The sequence below is a fragment of the Martelella sp. HB161492 genome, assembly GCF_013184775.1.
Taxonomy (GTDB): domain Bacteria; phylum Pseudomonadota; class Alphaproteobacteria; order Rhizobiales; family Rhizobiaceae; genus Martelella.
Genome location: NZ_JAATVV010000005.1, coordinates 197,674 through 211,899 on the forward strand (window position 1 = coordinate 197,674; position 14,226 = coordinate 211,899).

Annotated in this window: 12 protein-coding genes; 6 read left to right on the forward strand and 6 right to left on the reverse strand. The window is 59.6% G+C overall.

The features are described 5' to 3' along the window. Position 1: 1 nt before the first annotated feature. The 6 genes from HCK86_RS10245 (at position 2) to HCK86_RS10270 (ending at position 6,285) form a co-directional block, all read left to right on the forward strand. Positions 2-1,033: an ABC transporter ATP-binding protein gene (locus HCK86_RS10245; protein WP_176084361.1), complete on the forward strand. Its 1,032-nt coding sequence runs from the start codon at positions 2-4 to the stop codon at positions 1,031-1,033. A gap of 42 nt (positions 1,034-1,075) precedes the next feature. Next, positions 1,076-2,509: an aminobutyraldehyde dehydrogenase gene (locus HCK86_RS10250; protein WP_176084362.1), complete on the forward strand. Its 1,434-nt coding sequence runs from the start codon at positions 1,076-1,078 to the stop codon at positions 2,507-2,509. A gap of 49 nt (positions 2,510-2,558) precedes the next feature. After that, positions 2,559-3,497, forward strand: a complete 939-nt coding sequence (locus HCK86_RS10255; protein WP_210259871.1) for a LysR family transcriptional regulator — start codon at positions 2,559-2,561, stop codon at positions 3,495-3,497. A gap of 108 nt (positions 3,498-3,605) precedes the next feature. Beyond that, the gene (locus tag HCK86_RS10260) at positions 3,606-4,919 is read left to right on the forward strand and encodes an aminotransferase class III-fold pyridoxal phosphate-dependent enzyme (protein ID WP_246739543.1); all 1,314 of its coding nucleotides are present in this window, start codon (positions 3,606-3,608) and stop codon (positions 4,917-4,919) included. A 76-nt stretch (positions 4,920-4,995) separates the two neighbouring features. Beyond that, on the forward strand, positions 4,996-5,736 hold the full coding sequence (locus HCK86_RS10265; RefSeq protein WP_176084363.1) for a sulfite exporter TauE/SafE family protein: 741 nt from the start codon (positions 4,996-4,998) through the stop codon (positions 5,734-5,736). 102 nt (positions 5,737-5,838) lie between these two features. After that, positions 5,839-6,285: a hypothetical protein gene (locus HCK86_RS10270; RefSeq protein ID WP_176084364.1), complete on the forward strand. Its 447-nt coding sequence runs from the start codon at positions 5,839-5,841 to the stop codon at positions 6,283-6,285. A 102-nt stretch (positions 6,286-6,387) separates the two neighbouring features. Here the strand turns inward: HCK86_RS10270 and HCK86_RS10275 are convergent, their stop codons facing one another. The 6 genes from HCK86_RS10275 to HCK86_RS10300 form a co-directional block, all read right to left on the reverse strand. Next, a complete protein-coding gene (locus tag HCK86_RS10275) occupies positions 6,388-6,531 on the reverse strand; it encodes a DUF1127 domain-containing protein (protein ID WP_176084365.1) in 144 nt (47 codons plus the stop codon). Between the two features lie 178 nt (positions 6,532-6,709). Beyond that, entirely contained in the window at positions 6,710-8,935 is a 2,226-nt protein-coding gene (locus tag HCK86_RS10280) for a heavy metal translocating P-type ATPase (protein WP_176084366.1), read from the reverse strand. Between the two features lie 61 nt (positions 8,936-8,996). Then, positions 8,997-10,256 carry a plasmid replication protein RepC gene (gene repC / locus HCK86_RS10285; protein WP_176084367.1) on the reverse strand — a complete coding sequence of 420 codons (1,260 nt, stop codon included), beginning with the start codon at positions 10,254-10,256 and terminating at the stop codon, positions 8,997-8,999. A 225-nt stretch (positions 10,257-10,481) separates the two neighbouring features. After that, positions 10,482-11,390 (reverse strand): plasmid partitioning protein RepB, encoded by a 909-nt coding sequence (repB, locus tag HCK86_RS10290; protein ID WP_348641064.1) that lies wholly within the window; start codon positions 11,388-11,390, stop codon positions 10,482-10,484. 107 nt (positions 11,391-11,497) lie between these two features. Beyond that, complete coding sequence (repA, locus tag HCK86_RS10295; protein WP_176084369.1) at positions 11,498-12,715, reverse strand: plasmid partitioning protein RepA; 1,218 nt, start codon at positions 12,713-12,715, stop codon at positions 11,498-11,500. A gap of 374 nt (positions 12,716-13,089) precedes the next feature. Then, positions 13,090-14,067: a threo-3-hydroxy-L-aspartate ammonia-lyase gene (locus tag HCK86_RS10300; RefSeq protein WP_176084370.1), complete on the reverse strand. Its 978-nt coding sequence runs from the start codon at positions 14,065-14,067 to the stop codon at positions 13,090-13,092. Positions 14,068-14,226: the final 159 nt, after the last annotated feature.

The following is a 14,226-nucleotide window of genomic DNA, read 5'->3' on the forward strand; positions in this document are numbered from 1 at the left end:
AATGTCCGATATCCATCTTGACAATATCCGCAAATCCTATGGCCGAACCGAAGTGCTGCACGGAATTTCGCTGGAACTTGCCTCCGGTGAATTCGTCAGCCTTCTCGGAGCATCCGGCTGTGGCAAGACAACGCTGCTGCGCTCAGTTGCCGGCCTTGAAAGCGTCACCGCCGGCCGCATCATCATTGATGGACAGGATGTAACACAACTGCCGCCGGAAAAGCGCGATATCGCCATGATGTTCCAGTCCTATGCCCTTCTTCCGCATCTTTCCGTCAGCGAAAATGTCCGTTTCCCCTTGCGCATGCGCCGGATCGGCAATCGTGAGGAACAGGCGGAAAGGGTGAAGGCGGCGCTGGAGACCGTGCAGCTTGCCCATCTTTCCGAGCGCTTGCCGCGTCAGCTTTCCGGCGGACAGCAGCAGCGCGTCGCGCTGGCGCGCGCCATCGTCTCCAATCCGAAAGTGCTGCTGCTTGACGAACCGCTGTCGAACCTGGATGCCAGGCTGCGCGAGGACATGCAGGTGGAACTGATCGAGATCCACCGCCGGCTCGGGCTCACAACCCTGTTCGTTACCCATGACCAGGAAGAGGCCCTGAGCCTTTCCGACCGCGTGGTGCTCCTCAACGCCGGCACGGTCGAACAGGAGGGCGCGCCAGCCGAAATCTATGCGGAGCCGGCAACCGCTTTCGTCTCAGGCTTTCTGGGCTCCGCCAATATCCTGCCGGCCCGGCTTGGCGCTGACGGCACAGCAAAGCTGACAGACGGGCAGATCGTCGCCATCCCACCGACATCGCTGACGGGCGATGTACAGCTGGTGCTGCGGCAGGAAGACCTGTCGCTTGCAACAAAGGGCAACGGCCTTGCGGCAACGGTCAGAACCCGCGTTTTCCTCGGCGCCCGCAACCGCTATGTTCTGGAGCTCGCCGGGAAAACCATAAGACTTCTGACCGGAAATGAAATCATTCTTGAACCCGGGGCCAGCGTCACGCTGCAGATCGCGGCAGACCGTATCCGCGTCCTTGATCGCTGATCCCCTCCCCTCTTCCATTTTTCTCCTGCACCAGGGTGTTGCATGACGAATTTCGAGACCCGCCTCTTCATCAATGGCAGCTTCGTTCAAGGCCAAGGTGTCAGCGATACCGCCTATGAACCGGCGACCGGCCGGGCGCTGACCTGGGTGGCCTCCGCCTCGCCCGCGCAGGTCGATCTGGCGGTTCAAGCTGCCCACCGCGCCTTCCAGTCTTTCCGCCTGACGACACCGAAGGAGCGTTCGCTTGCGCTTCTCGCCATCGCTGCGGAGATCGAGGGCAATGACGAGCTAGCCGCAATCGAATCCATCAATGCCGGCAAGCCGCTGCGCTATGTCAAAGCCGGGGAGCTGGCCAATGTCGCCGATGTGTTCCGTTTTTTTGCCGCCGCCGCCCGCACCATGCCGGCATCGGCCGCCGGAAACTACCGCTCGGCAAGGATGACGAGCGCCATGCGGCGCGATCCGATCGGTGTGATCGCCCAGATTGCCCCGTGGAACTATCCTCTGCTGATGGCTGCCTGGAAGGTGGCCCCGGCGCTGGCAGCAGGCAATACCATCGTCATCAAGCCGTCGGAGCACACGCCGCTGAGCCTGCTCAAGCTCTGCGAAATATTCGCCCGTCACCTGCCCGAGGGTGTTGTCAATGTCATCGCCGGCAATGGTTCTGATGTCGGCCAGGCCCTGATTTCCCACGATCTGGTGCGGATGATCTCACTCACCGGCGATGTGCGCACCGGCCGGGCCGTGCTTGCAGCCGCTGCCGGCCCCATGATCAAGCGTACGCATCTCGAACTCGGCGGCAAGGCGCCTGTCATCGTTGCAGACGATGCCGATCTCGATGTGCTGGTCGAGACCCTGCGCGAGGCAAGCTTCTACAATGCCGGGCAGGACTGCACCGCTGCCTGCCGCATTCTCGTTGACCGCCGTCTGGAGAGCGAACTGACGGCACGGTTGGAAGCCATGATCGCATCGCTGACCTATGGTGCACCGGAGCGCGACGATGTCGAATTCGGCCCCGTCATCACAGCCGCCCATCGCGACAGGATTGCCGGGTTTATCGATCGTGCGAAGACTGGTGGCGCGGATATCGTCATCGGCGGCAAAGCGCCGGATCTCGACGGTTTCTTCTTCGAGCCGACCCTGGTGCGGGCCGACGCCGACGCCGAGATCGTCAACAAGGAAGTCTTCGGACCGGTGATTTCGCTCACCCCCTTCGACAGTGCCGAAGACGCCCTTTGCTTCGCCAACCAGTCAGAATATGGCCTTGCCTCCTCGATCTGGTCGCGGGACGCCGCCCGTGCTGCAGCCCTTGCGGCTCGTCTCGAATATGGCGTCACCTGGATCAATACGCATGGCGTTTTTGCCACCGAGATGCCCCATGGCGGCATGAAGAATTCCGGCTACGGTTCGGATCTCTCGATGCAGTCGCTGCTCGACTACACCCAGGTCCGACACATCATGACGGCGGCGATGTGACACCACGCGTCGCCCCCTGATTGGCAAGACAAGGGAGGCCTGCTAGACCATGCCAATGCGCATCATCGATATGGCCACCTTTGTCTCTCTGGCCCGCAACCGGCATTTCGGCCGGACGGCGCAGGAGCTGAACACGACCCAGCCGGCAATCTCCTCCCGGCTGACCATATTGGAGCGCGAATATGGCTGCCGGCTGATCGAGCGCGGCGACCGCGAGTTCCGACTGACGGCGGAAGGTGAAAGGGCGCTTTCGACCTTTCAGGATGTGCTGGATCAGCTGACCGACCTGCGCTCGGAACTGAAGAATGGTGGCGAAGGGGCCTCACATATCGTCCGCATCGGCGCCATCGACAGCGTCGTCGGCACCTGGATGCCGGATTTCATCGAGGCACTTCGCCAGTCCATGCCGAAGCTGCGCGTCGAACTGACGATTGAGGGCACACGCGATCTGGTCGCCGGCATTCAGCGCGGCGAGCTTGATCTGATTTTCGGCATCGAGCCGGCAATCGGCGATGCCTTCCGATCCTTCATTCTGTGCTATTTCGAAATGGTCTGGGCGGCAGCACCGGCCACGATCGAGCGTGAACTGGTATATGGCGTTGATGAACTGTCACAGATGCCGCTTGTGACCTTTCCGAAGGGTACCCCGCCCTATGCCTATGTCGCTCCCTATTTTCAGGATGAGCGGGTACTGGCATCGAAACTGACGAGCTCCAACTCGCTGTTCGCGATGATCAATCTGGTGATCGGCGGCTTCGGCGCGGCAGCGCTGCCGACTGTGGCCATCGCGCGGGAACTGCGTGACGGACTGCTGGAGCGGATGAAGGTGACCAAGCCCTTTCCGCCCATGCCCATTGTCGCCACCTATCAGACGGCGGTTGGCCAGAATGTACTGCGCCTCGTCGCCGAAGAAGCGCGCCGTTCGGCCGAGCGCTTCTGCGAGACAGCCGCGCCCGACAGTGCCTGGGCGCCGATGCCGCCGCGCTGACGCTTTATCATCTCTGGCCCAGTGAATGACCCCGCTCTGGCTCTCCCTGTCACGCAGCTGCCATGATTTGGTGCGGCCAAAGCAATAAATTTCAAGGACTGCATGACCATGGATGCCATCGCGAACCAGACTCTCGACGATTACTGGATGCCTTTCACGGCCAATCGCGCCTTTAAGGCGGATCCGCGCATTCTGGCGCGCGCCGAAGGTGTCCACTACTGGAATGATCGCGGCGAGAAACTGATCGATGGCGTTTCGGGCCTCTTCACCACCCCTGCCGGCCATGGAAGGCGCGAAATCGCCGAGGCCATCGCCGCCCAGGTGACGGCCCTGGATTTTGCGCCGCCGTTTCAATTCGGCACGCCCGGCGCCTTCAGGCTCGCCACCGAGATCGCCCGGCTGACGCCGGACGGCATGAACAAGATCTTCTTCGGCAATTCCGGTTCGGAAGCCGTCGAATCGGCCATCAAGATCGCCATTCAATATCATCGCCGCCGCGGCGAAGCTCAGCGCCAGCGCATCGTCGGCCGCGAAAAGGCCTATCATGGCGTCAATTTCGCCGGCTGGTCGGTCGGAGGCATGGTAAAGAACCGCGAGCAGTTCGGCCTTGGAATGCCCGGCGTCTCCCATATCCGACACACGCAGCAGGATTTTTCCGTCAAGACCACCGGGCAGGCCGAAACGGGTGCTGATCTCGCCGATGATCTTCAGCGGCAGATCGACCTTTATGGCGCGGACACGATTGCAGCCTGCATCGTCGAACCGATTTCCGGTTCCGTCGGCATTCTCGTACCGCCGAAGGGCTATCTGGAACACCTGCGCAAGATCTGCTCCGACAACGGTATCCTGCTGATCTTCGACGAGGTCATCACCGGCTTCGGCCGTACCGGCAAGGCCTTTGCCGCCCAGAGCTTCGGCGTGACACCGGACCTGATGACTATGGCCAAGGCGATCACCAACGGCAATATTCCCATGGCGGCCGTCGCGGTGAAGGACACCATCTATCACCAGATCGTCGACAATTCGCCCGATGCCATCGAATTTCTCCATGGCTATACCTGGTCCGCCAGCCCCATTGCCTGTGCGGCCTCCATGGCAACGCTGAAGATCTACCGCGACGAGGACCTGTTTGCCCGTGCGGAAGCCGCAAGCTCCGGCTTCCTTGCCCGCGTCGAGGATCTCGCCGCGACCATGCCGGTCGTCACGGGCGTGCGCGGTTACGGCCTCCTCGCTGGCATAGACCTTGCCCAAGGCGAAAAACCCGGAAGCCGTGGCTTTGCAACGCTGAAGGCGCTTTACGCGGCCGGCGCTGTTCTGCGCGTCACCAATGACACGATCATTCTGGCGCCGTCCTTCATCATGACTGATAGTGACTATGATCACCTGTTCGATACGCTGAAATCAGTGCTGTCAGCCATCTGATCCTTCGGCCCGCAGCGTCTGGCGTTGCGGGCGGTCTGCATTTGTCGCCGGACATGGGTTGGGAAGGCCACCTGTTGTGAGCATCATAGTATCCGTGGCCGTCATTCTGCTGGCGGCCGCCTTTCGCGGCATTACCGGCTTCGGCTTCGCCCTGATCGCCATGATCGGCCTCAGCCCGTTCTTTGGCGCCAATCTTCTGGCGCCGCTCGTCATTGCATCAGACGTGATGATCACTGGACTTATCCTTGCCGAACGCAAAGGCGCCCCCATTGACTGGCCGAGCTTCACGCTGATGCTGGTCTTCGGCATGATCGGTGCGGCCTTAGGCCCGCTTTTTGCCTATGCCATCGACGATGACACCGCCAAATTCTGCATCGGGCTTGCGGTTCTGGCCGCAGCCCTTGTTTCGATGGTGAAAAGGCCCCCTGCCCTGCTGGCAACGACGGCGGCCGGCATCATCGCCTCCCTCGTCGTCGGCTTTCTGTTGTCAGCCTTCGCCGCTGGCGGGCCGATCGTGGTTGCCTGGCTTCTGGCCAGACGGCTCGCGCCGGACCGCTTTCGCGGCACGCTCGCGCTGTTCTTCGGATTGATCGACATGACGACGCTGATCATGCGCTTTGCCTATGGCACCGTCCCCGATGGGTTTGCCGGACAACTCGGCCTGTTCCTGCCGGCAACACTCGGCGGCTATCTGATCGGGCTTTTTGCCGTAAGGCGCATGACAAGCGAGCACTGGCGCTTCTTCACCCGCTACGGCCTGTTCTTCATCGCCATTATCGGCGCCGTGCGGGCGGCCGCCTCGGCTTTCAGGCTCTGACAAAGGCAATCGGAACAATCACAAGTTAATCTAGAAAATTGAATTTTACGTAAGCCAAGAAGCTCTTAAGTTGTTCTTTCACCAGCTGATAAAGAGAGAACCATGGGGCTGAAACACCTTGCATTCGATGCGCAACACGCGGTCAGAGCCAACCCTGACGAAGACTGCCCGCGACGGATCATCAAGAAAAAGCAATGTGCAAACGTAAATTTGCAGCTGAACTTCATGCGCCTCTGCCAACTCCGCGGAGAAGAAGAACAGAAAAGGCAAAAGGCGCTTTCGGCCAATATTGCCGAAATTGCCAAAATCCGCGCAGACGCTCTTGCCGATACGATCGAGCGGCTTGCAGCTATTCACCTGAAAGAGCGAGGCTTTCGGCAGCATCGGCATCTGCCAGCGCCCATTATGCGCCGCAAATCGCCTCTGCTGCCCGATCCAAAACCGCAGAACAACGGGGTTCAGCCCACCGCCTCGCACAAGGATGGGCAGCTGGCAACAAAAACGCCCACCGGGGAGGAGGATCCGGTGAGCGTCATTGTATCAGACTGATGATTGGGAGGAGGAGGGTCATCAGCCCCATCGAAACCACACTGGGAGGAGGAATGCGTGATTTCGAAACCAATGGCCGGCCATGCCTGACCGGCAAATGTCTTAGAAGGATGCCTTGCGGGCAACGCGGTGAATGTCCTGACGGGCAATGCCCAGATCGGCCAATTCGCGCTCGCTCATGCGGCCCAGCTCGCCGACCGTCTTGCGATACTTGATCCAGCTGGTGAAAGAACGTGCCATGTCCATTGTCTTATCCCCTTTCGGGACCTTTCCAAGCCCGCTCTTGGTCCGGGCTCATCAACTTCGATGGACTTCATATAGGCGAACTGTATCGTTTCAGGCAGCGGGTTTAACTCAAGGCGGCCATGCATTTTTCGCAAGGCTGCGTCTAGAGCCTTCAAAACGGCATTGCCGCGGCGGCGGCTCAGCCCTTGCCGTCAGCTGATGGCTTGTAGCCGAGCAGCCGGAGCGCATTCAGCGTCACCAGAACCGTGGCACCGGTATCCGCCATGATGGCGATCCACAGACCGGTGATCCCGAGGATTGACGTCACGAGGAAAATCGCCTTCAGCCCCAGTGCGAGGCTGATATTCTGACGGATATTACCCATGGCGGCACGCGACAGCCGGATCAGTGCCGGAATATCGGTGACGCGGCTGCGCAGGATCGCAGCATCTGCCGTTTCCATGGCGACATCGGTTCCTGATCCCATGGCAACACCGACATTGGCCTGTTTCAGTGCCGGCGCATCATTGATGCCGTCACCCACCATGATGACGCCCTCTTCCGTCATCGCGCGAATGGCGGCGAGCTTGTCATCGGGCATCATTCCGGCCTTGGCGGCGATGCCGAGCTCGCTTGCAATCGCCTTGGCGGTGCGTTCATTGTCACCCGTCAGCATGACGGAAGAAATGCCCATGGCCGTGAGCGCCGCAATCGCCGCACCCGCATCAGGCCTCGGATCATCTCGCAGCGCGATCAGTCCTGCCAGCGTTTCGTTGCGAAGGACCGCGACCGTGGTCTTGCCGGCCGCCTCGAGATCGCTGATCTGCTCGTCGACCGCAGCCGAGACGCAGCCTGCCCGCCTGGCGAAATCCGGCTTGACAACACGCAGCAGGGTTTCACCGAGGCGTGCTTCAGCGCCCTCCCCCGGCAAGGCCTTCGCCGCGGATGTTGACGGAACACTGATACAGCTCGCTTCCGCCCGGGCAAGAATGGCAAGCGCCAGCGGATGGCTCGATCCGGCCTCAACGGCTGAGGCCAGTCGCAACAATTCGGTTTCGTCCAGGGCGAGCGCGATAATATCCGTGACCTGGGGCGTTCCGCGCGTCAAAGTTCCGGTCTTGTCAAATGCGACGTGGCGAATTTTCGCCGTTGCCTCGATGGCCGCCCCGCCTTTGACCAGCAGCCCGTGGCGGGCCCCGGCCGATAGCGCGGAGGCAATCGAGGCGGGAACCGAAATCACCAGCGCGCATGGGCAGCCGATCAGCAGCAGGGCCAGGCCGCGATAGATCCAGGTGTCCCATGGCTGGCCTGCAAGAAGCGGTGGCAAAATGATGGTCAAGAACGCCAGGCCGACAATGACAGGCATGTAGTAACGGCTGAAACGGTCGATGAAACGTTCGGTTGGTGCGCGAGCGCTTTCGGCTTCTTCGACAAGCCGGATGATGCGGGCAATGGTATTGTCTTCAGGGGCCTTGGTGACAGAGACCCGCAGCGCTGCCTCGGCATTGACCGATCCGGCATAGACCGGGCTTCCGGGCTGTTTGGTCACCGGCACGCTTTCGCCAGTCACCGGGCTTTCATCAACGCCTGAAATCCCCTCAACAACGTCGCCATCGGCAGGTATGCGTTCTCCCGGCCGGACCAGAACGGCCTGACCGATCACAAGGCTTGAAGCCGGCACGTCACGCGTTGTCCCGTCAATTTCAAGCTGTGCCGTCTTCGGCACCAGCTCAGCAAGCGATCGGATTCCGGCGCGCGCCCGGTTGGCGGCAACGCCTTCGAGGACTTCGCCGACAGCGAACAGAAAGACGACGAGTGCGGCTTCCTCGGCCGCTCCGATGAACAGGGCGCCGACCGCGGCGACCGTCATCAGGCTTTCGATCGTAAATGGCTGGCCGGTCCGCAACAGCAGAAATGCGCGTTTCGCAACTGGAGCAAGTCCGACAAGCGAAGCGAGAACAAAGGGCCATAGCCCGAGGATCGGCAATGTGAGCTCGGCGATCCAGGCCAGCGCCAGCAAGGTCGCCGTCAGCAGCACCAGGCGGCCCTTCGATGTCTGATACCAGCTCTGGCCGGCGTCGGCCTCATCATGGCTGTGGCTATGGGCATCGCCATGGCCATCATCGTGATGATGATGATGGTCGCAGCTGCAGTCATGCGCGTGACCATGATCGGCCGTCTGCGGGGCCGGGCCTGCGGTATCGCTGGCAGCGATGCTGTATCCAAGCGCGCGTACCGCCTTTTCAACCGCCTGATGGTTGCCATTGGCCGGATCAATGTCGGCTCTAAGACGTTCGCTCATCAGCGTGATGTCGACATTGGAAACGCCGGGAACCCGTTCCACAGCGTGACGGACTTTGGCAACACAGGATGCACAATCCATGCCCTTCACCTGCCATTCCATCCGATTTGCTGTCTGAACCATTGCGTCCTCCGCAGTTTTGATTGCGTGTTTCTCCTTCCTAATGCCTCTAGTGACTAGAGGTTCAAGCCCTGACGGGGCGGAAATTCGCATCGCTGGCAGATGCGAACTGGCGAAGTCGATCGCTGATGATCAGAGAATCCGGTCTGTTCTCAGACAATGTCCTGCTTTGAGAGGATAGCGACCATTCCGCGTTTTGCCGGCGGGGAAGAAAATCATTGATCGTCTGCTGGTTTCTTACAATTTTGTTTGTAATTACAATGAGATAGGCTGACGGCTTGGCGATTTTTTCGCCCAATTCATAGATCATGGCAATGGCGAGAGCCGTATCAAGACTGCCGAGTCTGAGACGTGCAGCATTGACCGTCGTTGTCGGTATTGCCAGTAGCCTTGCAGCGAGGTCGGATGCCCTGAGGAGACGATCCGATGTCGCAGTAAGGTTGTTCAGAATGTCCCCGGTGAAATTCGGCAATTGTTGCAAAATATCGACCGAAAGAGCGGCTTTGCGGTCCGTGCTAAAAATCTTTTGATTTTTTTTATCTGGTGTTGGGTCTTCTTTGTGGCGCTCATTTTGTGGTGCAATGGCGCTCAGATTTGCAGCATTTGTGATGTTTTCCAGAAGCTTGCCGAGATCTCGCAATAAGGCGGAAAAGTCCTCGAGAATGGCGCTCGCCTGTTCTGGTGCAAGCCTCGGTGAAAGCTTGCCGCTAAGCTCAGCATAGGCGTGCTGAAAACGGGCGGCCGCATCAGTCTTGTCATGGGCGACGAGAAAGCTGATCCCCTTGGCCAGGGTACGGCGGCTGGTGGTGATCTGCTCGCGTAGCCGCCGGGATGCTTGGCGTTGCGCTTCAGCCGCTTCGGCCAATGCTTCAAACTCGGCCTGGCGGGCAATCAGTGGTGTGAGGTCAAACCCATAGGCATAGTCAAGCTTGCCACCGGCGGCGCGGCGGGCATAGCGCTTGCCGTTCGGGCTGTCTCGGCGGATGATGATCCCCTTTTCGACCAGAAGGGCAATGTGACGGCGCAACGTTGCCGCAGAGATGCCGTTGGCGCGTTCGGCAAGGGTTACATTGCTCGGGAAGACCACAAGAGCCGGCCCCTGGCGCAGCATGCGCTCGGGGTAGAAGGACAGAAGCGCATTGAGGATCGTGAGTGCGCGATCGGCAAGGCCGAGTGACGGTGCGGCCGCCCGAAGCGTTCGGAACAATGTCCATTTGTCGGCACTGGCATCGATTTTCAGCGTTTTGATTGTCTGTTGCGTTGAAATTTGCGCATGAGATAACGCCCGCCGTCCGAAGGACGTCGACAAAACTTCACTATGCATGTCTTTTACCTTTCGACAGGCAAAAGAAATCTGCCCCCAAAACGAGAAATTTCGTTTCAGGCTATTGACTGTGTTTTCAGGAAATGCGACTCAAAGGGTGCTTAGTACTTCGAGAGGCTTCCGGATTTCACATTCGGGGGCCTTTCTTTTGCGGTTCTGCTTTTCCTCTTTCAAATGATGATTGCTGGTTTTCGGTGGCCTCACTGTGAGGCTGTCTCCGTGGGTCTATGGCGTTTCTCCTTTCGCTTTGCTGCTGTCAGCTTCAAGATATTCACTGACTAGTTCATCCATCCGGCTGGCCATCCATTCGGCAAAATCGGCTTCTGCCTTGGGAATAACGAGGGTCATGCCGGAGGGTGAAGACTTGAGACGTCCGAAGATGCGGCCGTCAGCGGCAACGTCGCGGCTTTCGGGTTGCGTCGTGGCGACCCCTGCCCTGCCCTTGGCTGCCTTGGTGGCGAGCGCCATGCGGCGAATACCGTCGGCGGCCTGAAAGTCATCGTTGAGAAACAGCGCCCGCACGCGCTCAGCGGCATCTGTTCCGCCCTGCTCAAGCAATTCGGCAAAGGCAAGCCATTTTGGCCGGCCGACATTCTTTGCGCGGCCGATGCCCAGGACGATATCGAGCGGCAGGCTGGATGAGACCTTCAGCATCAGCGAGACGGGTGTCTTCGACAGGCTGAGTGTGCGGCCGATGGCGCCGCCGGAAAAGCCGGCATCGCGCAGCTTCGCCGCCCAGACTGCCTGCTCAATCCAGGTGAGGTTCTCACGGACACCGTTTTCGAGGCTCTGCTCGATCAGCAGGTCGTTGTCGCTGAGGACCCGGACATAGGCCTTGACACGGATGGTCTCGGGTTTGTCGCTCTGGGCAAGCAGGGATTTGATCGCTGCCAGCCGGCGGTGACCATAGGCAAGCTGATATCGTTCGCCGCCATCGGGATGCGGGCGGACAAGGATCGGGATTTTCTGTCCTTCAGAGGCAATGGATGCGGCAAGTTCCTCGATTTCCGTTTCGACCTCAGGATCGTTTTCAAACCGGTCCTGAAACGGCGAGCTGTCGATTGTCGCCGGGTCGAGGCTGACGATGCTGTCTTCGGACAGGCCTGACAGCGCTTTGCCGACATTGGCGATCACGGGGGAGCTTCGGCGCGCGCGATGTCCAAGACCCTGCGTCCTCGGTGTTTCGCCTTCCGCCGGCGGATTCACCGAGCCCTCCGACATCATTTTGAGAATGCTTTTCTTCATACCGGCCTGCCCCAGACGCTTTTCAGGAGTTCGAGAATTTCACCGTTGACGGCGTCGGCGCTTTCAAGCGCGCGCTTATAGGTTTCCCGTCCCACTTCACCGCTTTCCAGTTCGTAGAGCGATTTCTTCGCCACACCGGCGCCGGCGATCGCGGTCGATTCCACTGCATCGGCCACCAGAACATCGTCGCCGAACAACCGGCGCATGACGCTCGACATGTATTTTTGCGGTCCGTCATTGGGGTTGACGCGGGTGAGAAGGAACCGGAGGAAATCGTGGTTGAACTGGGCGCCGAACTGCTCAAGCGTTTCCGACAGATCCGAGATCATGATCAGGAACTGGTTGCAGGAGGCGACATCAAGCATGGCGGGATGAACGGTGACAATCAGCCCGGTCGCGGCATAAAGTGCGGCAAGCGTGGCATAGCCAAGCGACGGCGGCGTATCGATGATAACAAAGTCATAGCTGTCTTCGACCGAGGCGATGGCATTGTTGAGGCGCTCAAAAAACAGCCCGAGAATGTCGCGGTCGCGCGAGGCCAGATAGGCCGGGGTATCGAACTCGAAATCCATCAGTTCCAGATTGCCGGGGACGAGGTCGACGCCGGGAAAATAGGTCTGGCGGATGACGTCGGCGAGCGGCCGGCGGTCGGCATCATAGCGCAGGGCCGCATAAACCGTCTCGTTTTCGGCGACATCAAACTCCGGCTGCAGCCCGAAGATCGAGGTCAGCGAAGCCTGCGGGTCGAGATCGAGGCAAAGAACGCGATAGCCCTGCAACGCCAGATAATGCGACAGATGCGAGGATGTGGTGGTCTTGGAGCTGCCGCCCTTGAAATTGGCAACAGCGACAATCTGCAGCTTCTCGCCAGGCCGGCGCCGCGGCCACAGTCTCAGCGCATCATCCGGGCGCCGCTCCGCGAGGAAGTGGCGCAGTTCAAGCATCTGCTCGATCGTGTAGATCCGGCGATTGTTGTCGGCGCGATGCGGCTGGGGGCCCTTCCCGTCAATGGTGAGCGCCCGCAGCGTGCTTTCCGGAATATCGAGAAGCCGCACGAGATCGGAGGTCGAAAAAGTTCTGGTGAAAGCTTTTTCTGCCTCTGGCGGATACATGCGATGACGCATATCCTGGAGCTCGTTCGACAGACGGAGGGTATAATCCTCGATCTTCGCGGCCGTGTTGGTTTCGAAGTTTTCTGCGAGCTTGTCATTCATTTGACGGTTTTCATCCCGAAACGGCAAAATTTACGCTAAGGCTGCATGATCGCTTGCGATTCTGCAAGATATTTTTATTTAACAGAAGGTTAATGACTGCGGCGGCCAGTATAGCGGCGATCTGCAACAGTCTAATAACGCAAAGCCCTCTGACAAAAGGCGTCCGGCCTGTTATTGCATAGCGTCTCTGGCGCTGATTTCTGCCTTTCGTTTGACGTCTGGGCGCTCTTTCATTTCTGAGCCGCGTAGCCGGTCAGTTTTCAATTGAAAACTGACTCCTTCGATTTTTGCGCCGGAATCGCTGATCTTCAGCTGAGGTCAGCGCCGGAATGACCGGCGCCTAGTTTTCAATTGAAAACTTTTCTCGTCGTTGATCAGGCCTGCGAGGCGATGAGTTCGCCGATCCTGGTAATGTCGATATTGCCGCCGGAAATGATAATGCCGACGCGCTTGCCTTTGACCGGGGCAATGCCAAAAAGGGCTGCCGCCGCTGCAAGGCAGCCGGTCGGTTCGACGACGATTTTCAGCCGCTCCAGAAAGAAGGCCATCGCCCTGACCAGGTCCCTGTCGCCGACGGTGACGATGTCGTCGACCAGATCGCTGATGATGGGAAAGTTGTGCTGGCCGAGATGCGTGGTCATCGCGCCATCGGCCAATGTCTTGGGAACGGCGATTTCGACAATCTTGCCGCTGCGGAACGATTGCTGTCCGTCATTCCCGGCTTCGGGCTCAACGCCGATTACCGAGATGGAAGGGTTGATTGCCTTTGCCGCCAGCGCCGTGCCGCCGAGCAGGCCGCCGCCGCCAAGCGGTGCTATCAGCATATCCAGCGTGCCGACGGTTTCGAGCAATTCTTTCGCGGCGGTGCCCTGCCCGGCGATGACCTGCGGGTGGTCATAGGGCGGAATCAGCGTCATGCCCTTTTCTTCGGCGAGGGCCGTGCCAATGGCCTCCCGGTTTTCCTTGTATCGGTCATAAGTGCGGATGGTGCCGCCATAGCCCTTGGTCGCCGCCATTTTAACGGCTGGGGCGTCGCTGGGCATGATGATGGTGGCGGCGCAGCCGAGCAGGCGTGATGCCAGTGCCACAGCCTGGGCGTGGTTGCCCGAGGAGTAGGTGACGACTCCGCGGGCGCGCTCGTCGTCGCTCAGCGCCGCAATTGCATTATAGGCGCCGCGAAATTTGAAAGCGCCAATTCGCTGAAAGTTCTCGGCTTTGAAAAACAGGTTGGCGCCGGACAGGGCATCGGCAGTTGTCGATGTCAGGACTGGGGTCTCGTGAGCCGCGCCTTTGATCCTGGCGGCGGCGGCGAGCACGTCTGAATAATCGGGAATGGATGTGGTGGAAATCATGGCGATCACTTCGTCAAAAGTCTCGGGAATCAGACTCTATCGGGGTGCGTGACGGAAGTGAAGCGCGAGCTTCTGAGGCATAATATCCAGGCTGTGATCGGCTATGGAATGATCCCGTCTTTTGTGAACGCCAGCATGCCCGGCTGATCGCACCACGGC

Coding starts and splice junctions, on each gene's coding strand:
- HCK86_RS10300 (WP_176084370.1), bottom strand. CDS start 14,067: ATGATTTCCACCACATCCATTCCCGATTATTCAGACGTGCTCGCCGCC.
- HCK86_RS10275 (WP_176084365.1), bottom strand. CDS start 6,531: ATGGACATGGCACGTTCTTTCACCAGCTGGATCAAGTATCGCAAGACG.
- HCK86_RS10245 (WP_176084361.1), top strand. CDS start 2: ATGTCCGATATCCATCTTGACAATATCCGCAAATCCTATGGCCGAACC.
- HCK86_RS10250 (WP_176084362.1), top strand. CDS start 1,076: ATGACGAATTTCGAGACCCGCCTCTTCATCAATGGCAGCTTCGTTCAA.
- HCK86_RS10270 (WP_176084364.1), top strand. CDS start 5,839: ATGGGGCTGAAACACCTTGCATTCGATGCGCAACACGCGGTCAGAGCC.
- HCK86_RS10280 (WP_176084366.1), bottom strand. CDS start 8,935: ATGGTTCAGACAGCAAATCGGATGGAATGGCAGGTGAAGGGCATGGAT.
- repC (WP_176084367.1), bottom strand. CDS start 10,256: ATGCATAGTGAAGTTTTGTCGACGTCCTTCGGACGGCGGGCGTTATCT.
- repA (WP_176084369.1), bottom strand. CDS start 12,715: ATGAATGACAAGCTCGCAGAAAACTTCGAAACCAACACGGCCGCGAAG.
- HCK86_RS10260 (WP_246739543.1), top strand. CDS start 3,606: ATGGATGCCATCGCGAACCAGACTCTCGACGATTACTGGATGCCTTTC.
- HCK86_RS10255 (WP_210259871.1), top strand. CDS start 2,559: ATGCCAATGCGCATCATCGATATGGCCACCTTTGTCTCTCTGGCCCGC.